The sequence below is a fragment of the Streptomyces sp. NPDC104367 genome (assembly GCF_055583825.1).
In genome coordinates, this window is the sequence record NZ_JBVJND010000034.1 from 73,071 (window position 1) to 90,421 (window position 17,351).

Here is a 17,351-nt window from a genome sequence, read left to right on the forward strand (position 1 = left end):
GTCACCGCCGAGCCGGGCCCCGGGCAACGCGGATCTGATGACGGAATCGGTCAAGTGGGCTTTCTGGGAACGGACTTCACGCGATCCGTGCTCGATGTCGCGGGGGCGGTGCTGGTCTGGCCCGTGCTTCCCGGGCCGGGCGACGCGGGGCTGCCGACGGCCGAGGTCCACGACGCGGGGCGGGCCCAGCAGTGGCTGTGGGCGGTGTACGGCGAGCGCGTCGCCGCCGCGGTACGGGACGCCGCTTCGGGGGAAGCGACGGGCGCGCGCGTCCGGGCCGAGCCGTCCGGCCTCACGGCCGCCGCCGCCCGGCTCGGCTTCGCGTACTGGGCGGCACGGTGGTGGCCGGCGTCGTACCCGGACGGCATCGCGGCGCTGGAGCCGGACGTGCTCGGCCTGGAGACGGCCGCGCTCACCCACCGGTGCCAGCAGTTGTTCGACGACCTCGGCGACCAGCCCGACGACTGCGCGGCCGAGCTGGTCGAGGAGCATCGGGCGGCCCTCGCACCGCTCCTCCGCTGGTGGCACTCGCCGGGTCAACAGGCTTGCACAGCAGGGCACTTGGACCGGGTGCTGCGACTGGTCGACGACGCGGCGGACTGCGCGGGGCTGGACGGGGCGGAGCTGCGGCTGCTCCGCTCGGCCCTGGACGAGGGGCCGGAGCACGGCCGTTCCGGCGCCGCTACGACCGACCCCGCCGCGCTGTTCACCCGGCGGGGCGGCTACGCCCTCGCGGCGGGCGGCTCGCACGGCGTCGGCACCGGCACCGCCAGCGGCGGCCGGGTGATCGCCCGGGGCTCGGGGACCAACGACTGGCGCCGCTATCCGCCGGGCCTGGTCGACGCCGCCGAGGACGCGGTGTCCTGGACCGCCCGCGCGATCGGGGCCCGGCGGCGGATCGAGGTGGAGGTCGTCGCCCACGTCTCGGCTCCCGCGGCCGGTGTACCTCTCGTCGCGGAGGTCCGGGCCGACGGCGGCCGGCCCGGCCGGGTGCGCCTGGCCCGGCGGGACGACGTGTGGACCGGCCGGACGGACATGGACCTCACCGGGGACCTGTCGGCCCTCCCGTCGGCGGCGCCGCCCCGCTTCGAAGTCGGTGTCCTGCTCCCCGGGTTCGACCCGGGCGCCGGTCCCGAGGCGAGCGCCGACCGGGCCGCGGTCCGCTCCCTGGCCCGGCGGCGGCTGACCGCAGCGGCGCAGGCCGTCGTGGACGACACCTACGACGACGTGTCCGGACCGTTCCTCGCCGAGACGCTCGCCGCCGCCACCGCCGCCCGTGAGGACTACTGACCGATGACGACGGACACGACAGGCGAGACGGACGGACCGCACGGACCGGACGGACCGCACGGACCGGACGGACCGCACGGACCGGACGGACCGCAGGGGCCGGACGGGCCACACGGACCGGACGGACCACACGGACCGGACGGACCACACGGGCCGGACCAGCCGGACCATGCGCACCCGACGGACCAGCCAGACCCGATGGACCCGATGGACCCGATGGACCAGGCGGACCAGGCGGACCAGGCGGACCAGGCGGACCAGGCGAACGCAACGCCCAAGCCGAACGCACCGGATTCGCCGGATTCAGCGGGCTCAGCGGACTCGCCAGACACGCCGGACTCGCTCAGCTCGCCAGACACGCCGGACGTGCCCGACTCGCCGCAGTCACCGAGCTCGTCGGTGTGGCTCTACGGGGAGCCGTTCGACAGCGGCTTCGCCGAGGCGCATGAGCGTCACATGGCCGCCGACTTCGCGGCCGCGTGCGCCGCCTACGGCGAACTGCTCACCCTGGCGGAGTCGTTGGAGGACTCCCCCGATGTGCGGTTCCTGCGGGCGCATCTGCTGGCCGACCTCACCAGCGTCCTCCTCTCCGCCTCGGACCTGCCCCGGGCCGAGGACGCCAACGAGCGGTCCCGTGCGCTGCTGGACAGCGTCGCGTCGGCGCCGATGGGACCGCGGGGCCGTCAGTTGTGGCTGGAGATCCTGCTGCGGACGCTGATCGCCGGCTCGGCCGTACTGGGCGGCGCCGGGCGTCTCGACGAGGCGCTGGCCCGTCTCGACGAGGCGGCTGCGGCGCTGCCCGGGTTCGACGACCCGGACGGGCTGCGCGCCGCCGAACTCGGCCTGAGCCGGGTGCACCTGCTGATGGCGCGGGGCGAGTGGGGAGCCGCCGAGGAGCAGGCCGCGCTGCTGCTGGCGGCCACTCCGGCGAGCGCGGCGGAGACCGTCCCACGCCTGCTGACCGCGCTCGGCGCGATCTGTTCCGCGACCGGCCGGTACGACCCGGCCGAGGACTGCTTCGCCCGTGCCGAGGACGGCTTCCGGGCACTGGGCGACACCGGCGAGCTGGGTACGCTGCTCGGGCACCGCGCGTTCCTCGCCCTGCAAAGAAGCGAACTCGACCTGGCGGAGGGGCTGTTCGCCGAGGCGTCCGCCGTCTTCGAACGAGAGCGGCGGTTCGGGGATCTGGCGGCCTGCGAGCAGGCCCGCAGCCATCTCGCCGGTCTGCGCGGCGACTTCACGGGCGCGCAGGGCCTCATGACGGCGAGCCTGGAGCGTTTCGCGCGGCTCGGCGCCTCGGTCGCCGCCGCGGACACCATGCTGCTGGGCGCCCAACACGCTTACGAGCGGGGCGACATCGAGGAGATGAAGCGCCTCGCCCAGCAGGCCCGTGACGTGTACCAGGCCCGGGAGATCCACGAGCGGTGCGCGCAGGTCGACCTGATGCTCGCGCGAACCCTTGAGGACAACCTGGACCGGACGGACCACGGCGACCGCGAGCGGGAGTCCGTCGACACCGCGCTCTCGCTCGCGCTCCCCGCCGCGCTGGCGCTGGCCGCGGCCCGCCACGACTTCGTCACCGCCCACGCGCGCAGCCAGTGGCTCGAACTGGCCGACGAGGCGATGCGGTTGGTCTTCCGTCTCGCCGTGCGCCGCCAGGACCAGGGGCTGCTCTTCGAGTTGGTGGAACACCGGTGTGCGGGCGCCTCGTTGGCGCTCGGCGGTGCGGCGGGGTCCGCCGTGTCCGACGCGTCCGGCGCGTCCGACGCGCAGGACAGGGCGCCGGTCTTCCCGGACCCCGCCATGAAGATGTACGGCGAGGTCGGCGGCGGGACCGTGACGCTCGGGGGTGTCGCGGCGGAGGCCGCCGTCTCCGTGGGGCTGCGGGTCGCTCCGCCGCCGAAGGTGCGGATGTCGGCGGAGTCCGGCCGGGTCGCGCTCCAGGAGTACATCGCGGCGGCCGAGTTCCGCTACGGGCGGCGGATCGTGGACGAGGACGAGGTGCCGTTCTGGAACACCGACGAGCCGACCGCCCGGCCGGTGGTCCAGGTCAGGCTGGCGGACGCGGGCGACCTGTTCATGACGTGGACCTGGGCCGGGGGTGTGCGGGGGTTCGGCACCGGACGCGGTCCGGCCGCCGAAGTCGACGGCGCGGTGCGGGAGTTGGCCGCCGCGCTGCCGGGGGCGGGTGAGGGGGCGGAGGGGATGCGGCGCGCCTTCGCATCGGGCGCGCTGACCGACGTGCGGGCCGAGCGACGGCTGGCGCGGACGCTGGGCGAGGCGTTGTGGCCGGAGGGGCTGACGGCGCAGATCCGCCAGGTGGCGGCGCGTGCGGGCCGCCCGCTGGTCCGTGTCCAGCCGTCGCCCCGGGTCGCCCAGGTGGCCTGGGAACTGCTGGCGGTCGACGACGGGGACACCCGGCTGATCGAGCTGGCGGACGTGGTGACGACCGCGCCGACGTCGTTGCGGCGCAGGCGGACGGCCGGACGTGCGGGGCCCGGCCCCGGCCCGGTCGTCCTGGTGCTCGACCCGCGGGTGCCCGGCTTCCGGGCCGACTCGGCGCTCGGCTCGGTCCTGGGACCGCCCGGCTCGGATCCGGAGCTGCTCGCGCTGGTCCGGCGCCACCTCGGCACGGGCACCGTGGTGCCGGCCCCCGCCGCCCCGGCGGAGGCGTTCCGCCGTACCGACCTGGACCGGGACTGGCTGGGCACGGTGCTCCGGGCGGGGGCGCGCAGGCTGCTGTACGTCGGCCATGTCAGCGGCGCGCCGGTCGAGGGCGGGCAGAGCGAGGACGGCGCCCTCCATCTGTGCTGCGGCCCGGGGACCGCCGGTCTCACCGAGCCGGTCCGCGCCCACCGGCCGCTGTCGGCCAAGGACCTGCTGCTGGGCACGCTGCCGTTGCGGGGCGACGGCGAGCCGGGGGCGCTGATCTGGCCCGCGCCGCCCCGGGTGGCCCTGATCGGCTGCGACAGCGGGGGTGACCTGCGGTTCGCGGAGTCGTTCGGGCTGGCCACGGCGATGCTCCACAACGGGGCCGAACTGGTCACCGCCACCCGCTGGGCGCTCCCGACCAGCCTCGCGTTCCACCGGCTGGCCGGTGTCCCCGAGTCCGTCCGCCCCCTCTCCGAGGCGGTCCTCGCGGTCGACACCGCCCACGACAGCGCCGATCCCGTCCGCCACCTCGCCCAGTGGCAGCGCGACCGCCTGGCCCGGTGGCGGTCCGCCGGCCGCGTCGAACACTCCCCGCTGCTGTGGGCGGCCCTGACCTCCCTCGTGATCTGACCGGCGGCGCACCGGAGTTCCCGGCGGTGGGCGGGGCGCCGCGTCACGCGTGGGCGGCGGCGGTCAGCGACCACCACCCCACCGCCCGCGTCCTGCTGCTCGACGCGGGCCCGCGGCCGACCGATCGGCCCGGCACTCACGTCAAGACCATCCCCGGCCCCGCCGGACGCGCCCGGACGCGGCGCGCCTCCGAAGGCCCAGGACCGGCGGGCCGCCCCGGCACCCGCCTGCTCGGCGCCCCCGAGCTGCCCGCCGCCGTCTCCACCAACGTGGGCGGCATGGGCGTCCACTGGACCGGCGCCCGTCCCCGCCACGGGCTGTGGGGCGCCGGCAACAACGTGATCCCCATCGCGACCGCCCGCAACCCCGCGCTGACCTCCGTCGTCCTCGCCGTACGGGGCGCCCGCGCCCTCCTGGACCGCCTGGACCGCCCGGAGCGGGAGGGCACCTGAGGGGAAAGCGTGGTGAGCCGGGAACGGACGACACCGGTCCGCCGGCGGACGCGCCTCTCCCGCTGCCGTCGGCGAGCCGCATCCGGTGACGGTCGCCGGGGCGAACCAAGGGGAGAACACCCCCTTCGGAAGCGGAAGTGGCCCCATGCAAACCTCGGTCGTCGTGTTCACCTGCGATCTGCGCCTGTCGGACCACCCGCCGCTGCGCGCGGCCCTGCACGGCGGACGCCGGGTGGTGCCGCTGTTCGTGCGGGACCGGTCGGTGGACGGAGCCGGTTTCGCCGCGCCGAACCGGCTCGCCTTCCTCGCCGACTGCCTGCGGGACCTGGACGCCCGGCTGCGCGAGCGCGGCGGCCGGCTGGTGCTGCGCGAGGGCGACACGGTCGCCGAGGTGTGCCGGGTGGCCGCCGAGGCGGACGCCGACGAGGTGCACATGGCGGGTGACGTGAGCGCCTTCGCGTCCGCGCGCGAGCGGCGGCTGCGGCAGGCGCTGGAGGCCGACGGGCGGCGCCTGTACGTGCACGACACGGTGAGCACCGCCGTGGCGCCGGGCGCGGTGACGCCGGCCTCCTCCGACCACTTCGCGGTGTTCACGCCGTACTACCGGCACTGGTCGTCCGAGGGCCTGCGGGACGTGATGGACGCGCCGCGCTCGGTCACCGTGCCGGAGGAGGTGGGCTCCGCCGCGCTGCCGGAGCGCGGCGCGGTGGGCGGGGTGTCGCCGGGGCTGTGCGCGGGCGGCGAGACGGAGGGCCGGCGCCGGCTCGCCGCGTGGCTGCGCTCCGGTGTGGAGTCCTACGAGGAACGGCACGACGACCTGGCGGGCGACGCCACCTCCCGGCTCTCCCCGCATCTGCACTTCGGCACGCTGTCGCCGGTCGAGGTGGTGCACCGGGCCCGCCACTCGGGCGGCTCGGGCGCGGAGGCGTTCGTACGGCAGGTCGCCTGGCGCGACTTCCACCGCCAGGTGCTCGCCGCGCGCCCCGACGCCGCCGACCGCGACTACCGGACCCACCGCGACCGGTGGCGCACCGGGCGGAACGCGGAGGCGGACGCCGAGGCCTGGCGGGAGGGCCGTACCGGCTACCCGATCGTGGACGCGGCGATGCGGCAGCTGCGCCACGAGGGCTGGATGCACAACCGGGGCCGGCTGCTGGCCGCCAGCTTCCTCACCAAGACGCTGTACGTCGACTGGCGCACGGGCGCCCGGCACTTCCTGGACCTGCTGGTCGACGGCGACGTGGCGAACAACCAGCTCAACTGGCAGTGGATGGCCGGCACCGGCACCGACACCCGCCCCAACCGGGTGCTCAACCCCGTCCTCCAGGGCAAGCGGTACGACCCGGACGGGGTGTACGTACGGCGCTGGGTGCCGGAGCTGGCGGACGTGAAGGGCTCCGAGGTGCACGAGCCGTGGAAGCTGCCGGGGCTGGAGCAGGCGAGCACCGACTACCCCGATCCGGTGGTGTCCCTGCCGGAGGGCCTGGACCGCTTCAAGCGGGCCCGGGGACGCGTGTGACCACCCCGCACTGGCTCTTCGGCGACCAGCTCGGCCCGCACTTCCTCACCCCGGACGGCGCGGCCGGGCCCGGTCGCGGGGCGCCCGTGGTGATGATCGAGGCCAGGTCGGTCTTCCGGCGGCGCCGCTTCCACCGGGCCAAGGCGCACCTGGTGCTCTCCGCGATGCGGCACCGCGCGGCGGAACTGGGCGACCGGGTCACCTACGTCCGGGCCGGGACCTACCGCGAGGGGCTGCGCCGGGCGGTGGACGGCGGGCCGGTGACGGTGTGCCACCCCACCTCGTACGCGGCGCTGCGGCTGGTGCGGTCGCTGCCCGGGGTGCGGGTGCTGCCGGCCCGGGGCTTCCTGGTGGCGCACGAGGAGTTCGCCGGCTGGGCGGACGGGCGCACCGGGCGGCTGCTCCAGGAGGACTTCTACCGCTGGGTGCGCCGGGAGCACGACCTGCTGATGGACGGCGGCCAGCCGGCCGGCGGCCGGTTCAACCACGACCACGACAACCGCGAACCCCCGCCGCGCGGCGCCCGGGAGCTCGACGTGCCGGAGCCGTACCGGCCGCGGGAGGACGACATCGACGCCGAGGTCCGCGACGACCTCGACCGGTGGGAACGCGAGGACGGGGTGCGGTTCGTCGGCCGGGACGGACCGCGCCGCTTCCCCGCCACGCGTCGGGAGGCGCTGTCGGCCCTGCGCCGCTTCGTCGAGCACCGGCTGGCGTCCTTCGGGCCGTACGAGGACGCGATGCTCGCCGCCTCGCCGGAGATGAGCCACAGTCTGCTGTCGTCCTCGCTGAACCTGGGGCTGCTGGACCCGGCGGAGTGCGTGGAGCGGGCCGAGCGGGCCTGGCGGGACGGGGCCGTCCCGGTGAACAGCGCGGAGGGCTTCGTCCGGCAGGTCGCGGGCTGGCGGGAGTACGTCTGGCAGCTGTACTGGCACTTCGGCGAGGAGTACCGGCACCGCAACGCGCTCGGGCACACCGGGGAGCTGCCGGAGTACTTCGCCGAGCTGGACGCGGACGCGGTCACCGCGCGCTGTCTGTCGGGCGTGCTGGCGCAGGTGCGCGACACCGGCTGGACGCATCACATCCCCCGGCTGATGGTGCTGGGCAGCCACGCCCTGCAACGCGGCTGGGACCCGGTCGCGGTGACCGACTGGTTCCACCGCTGCTTCGTCGACGGCTACGACTGGGTGATGGTGCCGAACGTGGTGGGCATGTCCCAGTACGCGGACGGCGGCCGGATGACCACCAAGCCGTACACCTCGGGCGGGGCCTACCTCCACCGCATGAGCGACCTGTGCGGCGGCTGCGCGTACCGGCCGACCGAGCGCACGGGTCCGCGCGCGTGCCCGTACACCGCCGGGTACTGGGCCTTCCTGCACCGGCACCGGCGGTCGCTGTCCGGCAACGCCCGTATGCGGCGCGCGGTGCAGGGCCTGGACCGGCTCCGCGACCTCGACGAGCTGCTCCGGCAGGAGCGGGAACGACGCGGGCAGACGCCCTGAGGGGCGGTCAGGCCGGGCCGCCGCACAGCGCGCGCAGGGTGTCCAGGGCCTGGGGCAGGCCGGTCGGCCTGAGCATGTCGGCGGGGCGGGTCCGGTTCCAGCCGGGGCCGCCCAGCAGCAGCGCGGGACCGCGCCGCGCCCCCTTCATGCCCCAGCGCAGCCCGGCGACGTGCCGGGCCAGGGCCGGAGCCGCCCGGTGGCTCTCCTGGGCCCACAGCACGACCGCGACCGGGCCGAGCCGGCGCACCGCGGCGTCCAGCGCCTCGACGGGTACGGCGGCTCCCAGCATGCGCACCGGCAGCTCCTCGTGGGCGAGCGCCGCGTGCAGCGCCTCCAGGGCCAGTGTGTGCTGCTCGCCGGGGACGCAGGCGAGCAGGACGCAGCCGCCCGCCGGGGCGGCCACCGGGACGGCGGGCGGCGCGCTGCGGCGCAGCACGGTGGAGACGTGCCAGGAGAGCAGGTGCTCCACCTCCACGTACTGGTCCTCGGAGGAGGCCCAGCGGCGGCCCACGGCGTGCAGGGTGGGGACCATCACCTCCTGCCAGGCGACCACCACGCCGTACCGGTCGACGGCGGCGGTGAGCTGTTTCTCCAGGGCCGGGGCGTCCAGCCGTACGGCGGCGCGGGCCAGTCCCCGGCACTCCAGGCGCACATCGCCGAGGGGCAGGGCGCCGGGGGCCCGCGACCGTCCGCCGGGCGGCGGGGGTTCCGGGGACGGCGACGCGGCGGCCGACTCCGCCGCAGGCCGCGGGGTGGTGGTGCGGGCGGTGCGGGCCGCGTCGGCCGGGGGGATGCCGGTCGCGGTGAGCCGGCACATCTCCTCGACCGTCGCCACGTCCGCCGCCGTCCAGCGCCGGTGCCCGCCCTCGGTGCGGGCGGTCGGTCCGATGCCGTAGCGGCGGTCCCAGGAGCGCAGGGTCATGGGCGACACGCCGAGGCGGCGGGCGAGCACACCCGTGGTGAGACCGGCCCCGGCCGGCACGGGCGGCGACTCGGCCGGCGTCTCGCCCTCGGGCGTCCGACGCGCGGACTTCCGACGCACGGACGGCGGCTCGGCCGACTTCTCGCCCTCGGACTTCCGACCCACGTTCTTCCGACCCACGGACGCCGGACCCTCGGAGCTCCGACCCGCAGGGTTCCGGCCCGAGGAGTTCCGGCCCTCGGAGTCCCAGCCCGCAGGGTTCCGGCCCGCAGGGTTCCGGTCTCCGGAGTTCCGGCCCGCGGAGTCCTGGTCCCCGGCGTTCCGGTCCCCGGCGTTCCGGCGCGCGGAGTTCTCGTCTCCGGCGTCCCGGTCTCCGGCGTTCTCGTCGGTCACGGTTTCCCCTCCCCCGTCCGGTCACCGGCACCCCGGAGCGGGGTGCGCCTCACGTCATCCCGCTCCGTGGTCGGTGTCCAGGTTCCGGCCCAGGCGCAGCAGGCCGCGGCGGGCGTGGCTCTTGACCGTACCGAGCGGCCAGCCGGTGACGCGGGCGATCTGCGTCTGCGTGAGGTCACCGTAGAAGGTCAGGCACAGCACCCGCCGCTGGGCCTCGGGAAGCCGGCGCAGCTCGCGGGTGACGTCCACCCGGTCCAGGACCGTGTCCTGCGCGCACGACGGGTCGGGCGTGCGGACCGACTCGCGCGCCGCGGCCGCGGCGACGACGTCCGTGCGCCGGGTACGGGCGGAGAGCGCGTCGGCGATCTTGCGCCGGGCGATGCCCACCAGCCAGGCGGGCAGCGGCCCGCGGCCCGGACGGTAGCCGAGCCGGCCGCGCCACGCGGCGAGGAAGACCGTCTGGGTGACGTCCTCGGCCTCGACGCCGTCCCCCAGCGACTGCCGGGCGAGGGACTGCACGAGCGGGGACCAGCGGCGGTAGACCGCTTCCAACGCGCCCTCGTCCCCGGTCGCGAAACGCAGCGCCAGCTCGCGCTCCGGGTCCATGATGGCCACAGGCGGAGCTTCGGTCACGGCGGTTGCGGTCATGCGGCTGCTCCTAGTGCGGGAGGGCTTCTGCCTCATCACCACCGTCCGCCCGGCACTCCGGGTGCGGCAACTCGCATCGAGTCTGCATCGACTCACCGGTCGGGCCGTACGGGGTACTCGCGGGTTCACGGCCGCGCGACCGCATCCGAACAGGGGTCGCGGGCCGAAGTCCCTGGAGCGAGGAGGAGCCATGGAGACGACGGCGGACCGGCCCCTGTGCCTGGTGACCGGGGCCAGCGGCTACATCGGCGGACGGCTCGTGCCCGAGCTGCTGGCGGCCGGATACCGGGTGCGCTGTCTGGCCCGCTCCCCCGGGAAACTGCGCGACCACCCCTGGGCCGGCGAGGTGGAGGTGGTCCGCGGGGACGTCACCGACCCCTCCTCGGTCGGTACCGCGATGCGGGACGTCGCCGTGGCCTACTACCTGGTGCACGCGCTCGGCACCGGACGCGGCTTCGAGGACACCGACCGCCGGGGCGCCCGCGTCTTCGGCGAGCAGGCCGGACGCGCCGGTGTGCGCCGGATCGTCTACCTCGGCGGGCTGACCCCGGCCGGGGTGCCCGGGCCGGAGCTGTCGCCCCATCTGCGCTCACGGTCCGAGGTGGGGCGCATCCTGCTGGCGAGCGGGGTGCCCACGGCGGTGCTGCGCGCCGCCGTGATCATCGGGTCCGGCTCGGCCTCCTTCGAGATGCTCCGCTACCTGACCGAGCGGCTGCCGGTGATGGTCACGCCGAGCTGGGTGCGCACCCGTATCCAGCCGATCGCGGTCCGGGACGTGCTGCGTCTGCTGGTGGGCGGCGCCCGGATGCCCGCGGACGTGAACCGCGCCTTCGACATCGGCGGGCCCGACGTGCTGACGTACCGGGACATGATGCTGCGCTACGCGGCCGTCGCCGGACTGCCCCGGCGCGTGATCGTGCCGGTGCCGGTCCTCACCCCGCGGCTGTCCGGCCTCTGGGTCGGCCTGGTCACCCCGGTCCCCGCGTCCATCGCCCGGCCGCTGGCGGAGTCGCTGCGGCACGAGGTGGTGTGCCGGGAGAACGACATCACGCGCTACGTCCCTGACCCGCCCGGTCACCCCATCGCCTTCGACGAGGCGGTACGGCTGGCGCTCAAGCGCGTCCAGGACGCCGAGGTCGCCACCCGCTGGTCCTCCGCCTCGGTGCCCGGCGCCCCCAGTGACCCGCTGCCCACCGACCCGGCCTGGGCGGGCGGCAGCCTCTACACCGACCTGCGGGAGCGTCCGGTCGACGCGCCGCCCGGGGCGCTGTGGCGGGTGATCGAGGGCGTCGGCGGGGAGAACGGCTGGTACTCCTTCCCGCTGGCCTGGTCCGTGCGGGGGATCGCCGACCGGCTGGTGGGCGGCGTGGGGCTGCGCCGCGGCCGACGGGACGCGCACCGGCTGCGGGTCGGCGACTCGGTGGACTTCTGGCGGGTGGAGGAGATCGAGCCGGGCCGGCTGCTGCGGCTGCGCGCGGAGATGCGGCTGCCCGGACTGGCGTGGCTGGAGATGTACGCGAACACCGACGACAGCGGCCGCACCCGCTACCGCCAGCGCGCCCTGTTCCACCCGCACGGACTGCTCGGCCACGCCTACTGGTGGAGCATCTCCCCCTTCCACGCCGTCGTCTTCGGCGGCATGGCCCGCAACATCGCCCGTACGGCCGAACGGACGGCCGGTGCCGACCCCGACGGACCGTCCACCACCGCCCGCACCGCCCAGGAGACGCCGTCGTACCCGACCCGGTGACACCGCGCCGGCCCCGGTGACGCCCCCGTCCCCGGCGGGCGGTTGGAGTAAGCCGGGGACGACCGGGCATCCGCTTGTTCGGGCTCGTCCGGCAGCCCGTGGCGTTCGGTCTTCGGCACAGTGGGGGATTCGGCTTGACACCAGGAGGTCGTACTCGCCGCCCTGGCCGGGGAGGCCGCGGTCAGCCCGCTCCGGCGTTTCCCGTGAGCCGCCCCGGGCGGGCGGCGGGGCGCCTCACCAGCGGTACCAGCGGCCGCGGCCGCCCCCGGCGTCGGTGGAGCGCATGACGAAGCCGAGGAGCCACAGCACCAGGACGACGACGGCGATCCACCAGGGGATCTTGACGGCGAAGCCGATACCGAAGAGGACCAGGGCGAGGAGCAGAACGAGCAGCAAGGGAACCATCCGGTTGTCCACCTCCTCTCCACCGTCTGCCCCGCATCCTCACCGGCATGCCCCGCCGGTCACCTCGGCGAAGTCGGCCCCACCCAGCGGTTCTCCCAACGAAAGCGACTTGTTCGTGACACCTTCCGGGGACGTGAACGGCCGCTCTGGGGGCCCGGGCGACGATCCGGGTGCCGGAGCGCGCGAGATCGCCGATGCCGTGGAGCAGCTCGCCGAGCTCTGGTCAGGGGCCGCCCAGGAGGCGGCGGTCCGGCTGTCCCACCACCAACTGCGGGCGCTGCGGGCCCTGGAGACGGCACCGGAGGTGAACCTGACGGGCCTGGCGGAGCGCATGGACATCGGGCTGCCCACCGCCAGCCGGCTCTGCGACCGGCTGGAGGCGGCCGGCCTGCTGGAACGCGCGCTGCACCCGCGCAACCGCCGCGAGGTACGGCTGCGGCTCACCCGTCAGGGCCGCCGGGTCCTGGGGGACGTGGCCCGGCGGCGCACCCAGGCCCTGACCGGAGCGCTGGGCGCCATGGCCCCCGCGGAGCGGTCGGCACTGGTCCGCGGCATGCGGGCCTTCCTGGTCGTACGGCGCGGCACCGGTCCGGGGTGACGGACTCACGCTCACGCCGGCACGGCGGTCCGGCACAGCAGGAGGCAGACGTCGTCGTCGCGTTCGGAGTCGTGCAGCAGGGGCTTGAGCAGCGACTCGGCGCACCCGTCGAGGTCGGCCAGCTCGGCCTCGCCCAGGGCGGCCAGGGTCCGGCCGAGCAGTTCGATGCCCGGGTCGATGCCGTCGGCCCGGCGCTCCACCAGGCCGTCGGTGTACAGGACCAGCGTGGAGCCCGCGGGCAGTTCGGCGGTGTGGTCCTCGTACTCGTAGGGCAGCGGGACGCCGAGCATCACGCCGGGCCGGGTGTCCAGCACGCGGACGGAGCCGCCGGGCGCGCGGGCCACCGGCGGGGGGTGGCCGGCGGCGGCCCAGACGACGTGGGGGTCGCCGGGCCGGAACCGGGCGATCACCGCGGTCGCGTACAGGTTGGGCTGCTGGTGGCAGAGCATGCGGTGCAGCCGGGTCAGGATCCGGGCCGGGCTGCCGTCCTCGACCGCGTAGGCGCGCAGGGCGGTGCGGAGCTGGCCCATGATGACGGCGGCGCGCAGCCCGTGTCCGGTGACGTCCCCCACCACGGCCAGCACGCTGCCGTCGGGCTGGGGGAAGGCGTCGTACCAGTCGCCGCCGATGTTGAGCCCCCGGGTGGCGGGCAGGTAGCGGGCCGCCAGGTGTAGTCCCTCGGTGGGCGGCAGGTCGGTGAGCTGGGCGCGTTGCAGGGCCTCGGCGGTGTCCCGGTGCTGTTCGTAGCGGCGGGCGTTGTCCAGGGCGATGGCGGTACGGCGGGCCAGCTCCACCAGCATCACGCCGGTGTCCTGGTCGAAGCGGTCGCCGGGCGCGGTCAGGGTGAGCACGCCCGAGGTGTGCCGGGCGGTGAGCGGGATGCTCAGCAGCGGCCGGTCCGGGGAGAGCGCGGAGGGCGGGAGGTCGTCGATGCCGGGGAGGCCGGCCGGATGCGGTCCGGCGTGCTGGGGACGGTCGCAGCGGGCGGCGGCGACCGCCGCGGCGGAGTGGGCGCCGGTGGGGCCCTCCGGTTCGTCGAAGAGCCATACGTCGACCCGGCTCGCGTACTCGGGGACGAGCAGGTCGGGCAGGCACCGCAGGACGTCCTCCTGGTCGAGGGAGGCGGTCACGGCGGCACTGGCGTCGGCGAGGAAGGTCAGCAGGCGTCGCGCCCGCTCCGCCTGGCCGCGCGCGGCCCGTTCGGCGTCGAGCAGGTCCCGCTGGGTCCGCGCGGCGGCGTCCAGTTCGGCGTGCAGGGCCAGCACGCCCTGGTTGGTCTGATGCAACTCTTCGCGGTGCAGCCGGAGTTGACGCTCCGTCTCGTCGAGCCTGCGAAGGACCGCCGCGGTCTCCTCGTCGGCCGCCGGTACGGCTTCGGCGCACGCGGCACCGTCCGTGTCCGCCGGAAGGAACAGGTTCCCCTCCGCCGGCCCGGGACAGGCGAGGGCCAGCCGCCAGGGCCGGGCCGAACCGCACACGGGCCCGAGAGGAACCGCAACGGCACACAGAAACAGCGCCCCGCCGGCTCCGTCGGCCCCTTCGGTCCCGGACGGCTCGACAGAGAGGGTGAGTTCGGTGCCACCGTGGGTGAGGGACTCGCGCAGGTGTGCGGTGAGTGCGGTGCGGAACCGGGTCTGTTCGGCCGCGGGCGCGCCCAGGGCGGCCGCGAGGTGCGCGGCGCGGTTCCGGGCGTCGGCGGCCTCGGTGACCGAGGTGACCCTGCGGGCCTCGGGCGGTATCACGGGCGCCCCGGTGTGCGGCCGGCGGCCAGCACGGCCACGCAGGTGTCGTCGCGTACCGGGCTGGCGGCGCTGCTGGCGTCCCGGAGGATGGTCGCGGCGATCGCCGCCGGGTCGTGGGCGAGGAGGCCGGCCTCGGCGGGCGGCGCCCACCTGCTGGGCAGTCCGTCGCTGTGCAGCACGAGCAGGCTGTCCGGCCGCCAGGGCAGGCGCCGCACGGGTACGGTCGCCGGGAACTGGGCGCCGACGATGCCGGGGTGGGAGACGAGGTGCTGCCACTCGCCCGCGGTGCGCAGCCGGGCGCCGGTGTTGCCGACCCCGGCGAACGCCAGTTCCCCGCTGTCCGCGTCCAGTTGGGCCACGGCGACCGCCGCCCCGCGGGTGGGCCGCAGCGCCAGGTGGAGATGGTGCAGGATCTCGGCGGGCGGCAGGTGCGCGACGCGGTGCAGCTCCTCGACGGCGGTGCCGGACGCGTGGGCGGCCTTGGCTCCGTGGCCCAGGCCGTCGGCGAGCATCAGGGTGGTGCGGAAGCCCGACCGGGCGCAGCTCCAGGCGTCTCCGGAGTGGTCGGCCTGGGCGAGCGGGATGTTGATGCCTCCCGCGCGGGAGGCGGACGGGGCCCGCTCCGGTCCGCCCTCCTGGTCGACGCGGGCCACCGCGACGGTGCCGCGACGGGTGCTGTACAGGTCGAAGGCGCTGGAGACGCGCAGGCAGGTGCCCAGTCCGGCGCCGAGCGACGCCTCGCCGGTGGTGTAGCCGTCCCGCATGGCCGCGGCCACGTCGGGGATGCCGGGACCGTGGTCGAGGGCGACGAGCTGCACCGCCGGGCCGCGCGGGCCGGCCTCCGGGCGGTCGACGAGGTCGATCACCAGGCGGCCGCCGCCGGCGTGCTTGAGCAGGTTGGTGGCCAGTTCCGTGGCGACCAGGGCCGCCACCGCGGTGCGGTGGGTGTCCAGGCGGGCCAGGGCGCCGGCCTCCTCGGTGGCCACCCGGACGTCCCGAACCCGGGTGGAGTCGTGCACAGGGACGATCCAGACGCGTGTCATCGCGCCCCCGGACGAGCGGGGGGCACGCCGGTGGCCCAGGCGACGAGGGTGACGACGGTGCCCCGGCCGGGCTCGGTCTCGATGCCGAACTCGTCCACCAGCCGCCTGGCGCCGCTGAGCCCGAGGCCCAGGCCGCCCCCGGTGGTGTAGCCGTCGGTCATCGCCAGTTCGACGTCGCGGATGCCGGGTCCGGTGTCCGCGAAGGACAGCCGCAGCCCCCGGCGCGCCCCGCTGGCCAGCGGGGTGATCGTCGCGTGCCCGCCGCCGCCGTGGATCAGGGTGTTGCGGGCCAGTTCGCTGGCCGCGGTGACGAGTTTCGTCTGCGGTACGAGCCCGAACCCGATGTCGGTCGCGAACTGCCGTACCTGGTGGCGCACCCACGCCAGGTCCGCGTCCGAGCCGATCGGCAGGGTCGTCGCGGTGGCGGGGCCGGAGGTCGGGGTCACACCCACCCCGCAGCGGTGTCCGGGGCGGCCGCGTCGGAATCCCGCCCGATCAGCTCGAAGGCGCGCTCGACGTCGAGCGCGGTCACCAGGCCGGGCAGGGTCAGGCCCAGCTCGACCAGGGTGATCGCCACGGCGGGCCGCATCCCGCACACGACGGTACGAGCGGCCAGGAGGCGGGCGTTGGCGGCGATCTCGGCGATGACCCGCCCCAGGAACGAGTCGACGATCTCGACGCCGGAGACGTCGATGACCACACCGCTCGCCTCGCTGCGGGCGACGAGGTGGGTGACGTCCTGCCGGAGCTGCTCGGCCACGCTGTCGCGCAGCTCTCCCTGGAGGGAGACCAGCAGGACGTCCCCCAGCGTCAGGACCGGCACCACGGCCGGGTTCCCCGGGCGGGAGTCGGTCATCGCGCGTTCGCAGCGGCCGCGCGGGAGACCTCGATGCCCTGCCGGCCGAGCGCGTAGGCCAGGGCGTCGGCGAGGGAGGTGCGGGTGAGCACCGAGCTGAGGTCGATGCCGAGGTGCACGATGGTCTGCGCGATGGCCGGCCGGATGCCGGAGACGATGCACTCGGCGCCCATCAGCCGGGCCGCGGCCACCGTCTTCATCAGGTGCTGCGCGACGAGCGAGTCGACCGTGGGGACGCCCGTGATGTCGAGGATCGCGTAGCGGGCCCGCTGGTCCACGATCGCCTCCAGCAGCGACTCCATGACCACCTGGCTGCGGGCGCTGTCCAGCGTCCCTATCAGGGGCACCGCGACGACGCCCTCCCACAGGCTGATCACCGGGGTGGCCACTTCGAGCAGTTGCTGGCGCTGCCGTGCGATCAGCTCCTCGCCGGCGTCGACGGTCGTCTCCATGATGACCAGGCTCAGCGTGCCCATCAGGACGGTCAGCGCCAGCAGGACCTCCTGCGCCTCGTCGCCGGGCAGCTCCCGGACCTCGCCGCGCAGCAGTTCGGCGGTGGTCACCCGCAGTCCCGCGGCCTCGTCCGCGATGTGGGCCGGGCTGAACCCGCTGCGGGCCCGGGAGGCGGCCATGTGCCCGAGCTGCTCACGCACCGAGTCGAAGCCGGGGGCCGCCATGTCGGCGGGCCTGCCGGTCGCGGCCACGTCCCGCAGCGCGTCCACGACGGTCCGGCACGCCTCCACGGCCTCGTCGCGGGAGACGGTGAAGACCGTCCGGAAAAGCGGCGCGTCCGCCCACCGCTGGGCGATCTGCTCGCGCCGGCGCTCCAGGAACGCCACCAGCTCCCGCACCGCCGTCTCGGCCGCTGCCTGCTCGGACACCTGCATCGTCTCCCTCGGGAACAGGCCGCCGCGCCGGAGGTCCGGCACGACAGCCAATTATTGCCGCA

15 protein-coding genes are annotated in these 17,351 nt (G+C 75.7%); 7 read left to right on the forward strand and 8 right to left on the reverse strand.

Annotation, left to right across the window (positions count from 1 at the left end; translation table 11 throughout):
- Nucleotides 1–87 precede the first annotated feature (87 nt).
- From ACZ619_RS37110 to ACZ619_RS37130, 5 genes are all read left to right on the forward strand, one after another.
- Complete coding sequence (locus ACZ619_RS37110) at nt 88–1,290, forward strand: hypothetical protein (RefSeq protein ID WP_469608749.1); 1,203 nt, start codon at nt 88–90, stop codon at nt 1,288–1,290.
- A gap of 366 nt (nt 1,291–1,656) precedes the next feature.
- The gene (locus ACZ619_RS37115) at nt 1,657–4,572 is read left to right on the forward strand and encodes a CHAT domain-containing protein (protein WP_469608752.1); all 2,916 of its coding nucleotides are present in this window, start codon (nt 1,657–1,659) and stop codon (nt 4,570–4,572) included.
- Nucleotides 4,542–5,024, forward strand: a complete 483-nt coding sequence (locus ACZ619_RS37120) for a hypothetical protein (protein ID WP_469608755.1) — start codon at nt 4,542–4,544, stop codon at nt 5,022–5,024. Before ACZ619_RS37115 ends, ACZ619_RS37120 begins: the two co-directional genes overlap by 31 nt.
- 145 nt (nt 5,025–5,169) lie before the next feature.
- Nucleotides 5,170–6,543 carry a cryptochrome/photolyase family protein gene (locus ACZ619_RS37125; RefSeq protein WP_469608758.1) on the forward strand — a complete coding sequence of 458 codons (1,374 nt, stop codon included), beginning with the start codon at nt 5,170–5,172 and terminating at the stop codon, nt 6,541–6,543.
- Nucleotides 6,540–8,045 carry a cryptochrome/photolyase family protein gene (locus tag ACZ619_RS37130; protein WP_469608760.1) on the forward strand — a complete coding sequence of 502 codons (1,506 nt, stop codon included), beginning with the start codon at nt 6,540–6,542 and terminating at the stop codon, nt 8,043–8,045. Before ACZ619_RS37125 ends, ACZ619_RS37130 begins: the two co-directional genes overlap by 4 nt.
- A 7-nt stretch (nt 8,046–8,052) precedes the next feature.
- On the opposite strand, the gene ACZ619_RS37135 is transcribed toward ACZ619_RS37130, so the two are convergent.
- Nucleotides 8,053–8,967: a B12-binding domain-containing protein gene (locus tag ACZ619_RS37135; protein WP_469608839.1), complete on the reverse strand. Its 915-nt coding sequence runs from the start codon at nt 8,965–8,967 to the stop codon at nt 8,053–8,055.
- A 447-nt stretch (nt 8,968–9,414) separates the two neighbouring features.
- Complete coding sequence (locus tag ACZ619_RS37140; RefSeq protein ID WP_469608762.1) at nt 9,415–10,008, reverse strand: RNA polymerase sigma factor; 594 nt, start codon at nt 10,006–10,008, stop codon at nt 9,415–9,417.
- Nucleotides 10,009–10,198: 190 nt separating this feature from the next.
- Between ACZ619_RS37140 and ACZ619_RS37145 the strand changes: the two genes are divergently transcribed.
- Complete coding sequence (locus tag ACZ619_RS37145; protein ID WP_469608764.1) at nt 10,199–11,758, forward strand: SDR family oxidoreductase; 1,560 nt, start codon at nt 10,199–10,201, stop codon at nt 11,756–11,758.
- 234 nt (nt 11,759–11,992) lie between these two features.
- Here the strand turns inward: ACZ619_RS37145 and ACZ619_RS37150 are convergent, their stop codons facing one another.
- Entirely contained in the window at nt 11,993–12,163 is a 171-nt protein-coding gene (locus ACZ619_RS37150; RefSeq protein WP_469608767.1) for a hydrophobic protein, read from the reverse strand.
- A 133-nt stretch (nt 12,164–12,296) separates the two neighbouring features.
- Between ACZ619_RS37150 and ACZ619_RS37155 the strand changes: the two genes are divergently transcribed.
- Nucleotides 12,297–12,761, forward strand: a complete 465-nt coding sequence (locus tag ACZ619_RS37155) for a MarR family winged helix-turn-helix transcriptional regulator (RefSeq protein WP_469608770.1) — start codon at nt 12,297–12,299, stop codon at nt 12,759–12,761.
- A gap of 11 nt (nt 12,762–12,772) precedes the next feature.
- Here the strand turns inward: ACZ619_RS37155 and ACZ619_RS37160 are convergent, their stop codons facing one another.
- Genes ACZ619_RS37160 through ACZ619_RS37180 form a run of 5 tightly spaced genes read right to left on the reverse strand, consistent with a single transcriptional unit; the run spans nt 12,773 to nt 17,289 of the window.
- The gene (locus ACZ619_RS37160) at nt 12,773–14,503 is read right to left on the reverse strand and encodes a PP2C family protein-serine/threonine phosphatase (protein WP_469608772.1); all 1,731 of its coding nucleotides are present in this window, start codon (nt 14,501–14,503) and stop codon (nt 12,773–12,775) included.
- On the reverse strand, nt 14,500–15,546 hold the full coding sequence (locus ACZ619_RS37165) for a SpoIIE family protein phosphatase (protein WP_469608775.1): 1,047 nt from the start codon (nt 15,544–15,546) through the stop codon (nt 14,500–14,502). Before ACZ619_RS37165 ends, ACZ619_RS37160 begins: the two co-directional genes overlap by 4 nt.
- The gene (locus tag ACZ619_RS37170; protein ID WP_469608778.1) at nt 15,543–15,992 is read right to left on the reverse strand and encodes an ATP-binding protein; all 450 of its coding nucleotides are present in this window, start codon (nt 15,990–15,992) and stop codon (nt 15,543–15,545) included. Before ACZ619_RS37170 ends, ACZ619_RS37165 begins: the two co-directional genes overlap by 4 nt.
- Nucleotides 15,989–16,402, reverse strand: a complete 414-nt coding sequence (locus tag ACZ619_RS37175) for an STAS domain-containing protein (RefSeq protein WP_469608781.1) — start codon at nt 16,400–16,402, stop codon at nt 15,989–15,991. The genes ACZ619_RS37170 and ACZ619_RS37175 overlap by 4 nt, the downstream gene beginning before the upstream one ends.
- Complete coding sequence (locus ACZ619_RS37180; protein ID WP_469608842.1) at nt 16,399–17,289, reverse strand: STAS domain-containing protein; 891 nt, start codon at nt 17,287–17,289, stop codon at nt 16,399–16,401. Before ACZ619_RS37180 ends, ACZ619_RS37175 begins: the two co-directional genes overlap by 4 nt.
- Nucleotides 17,290–17,351: the final 62 nt, after the last annotated feature.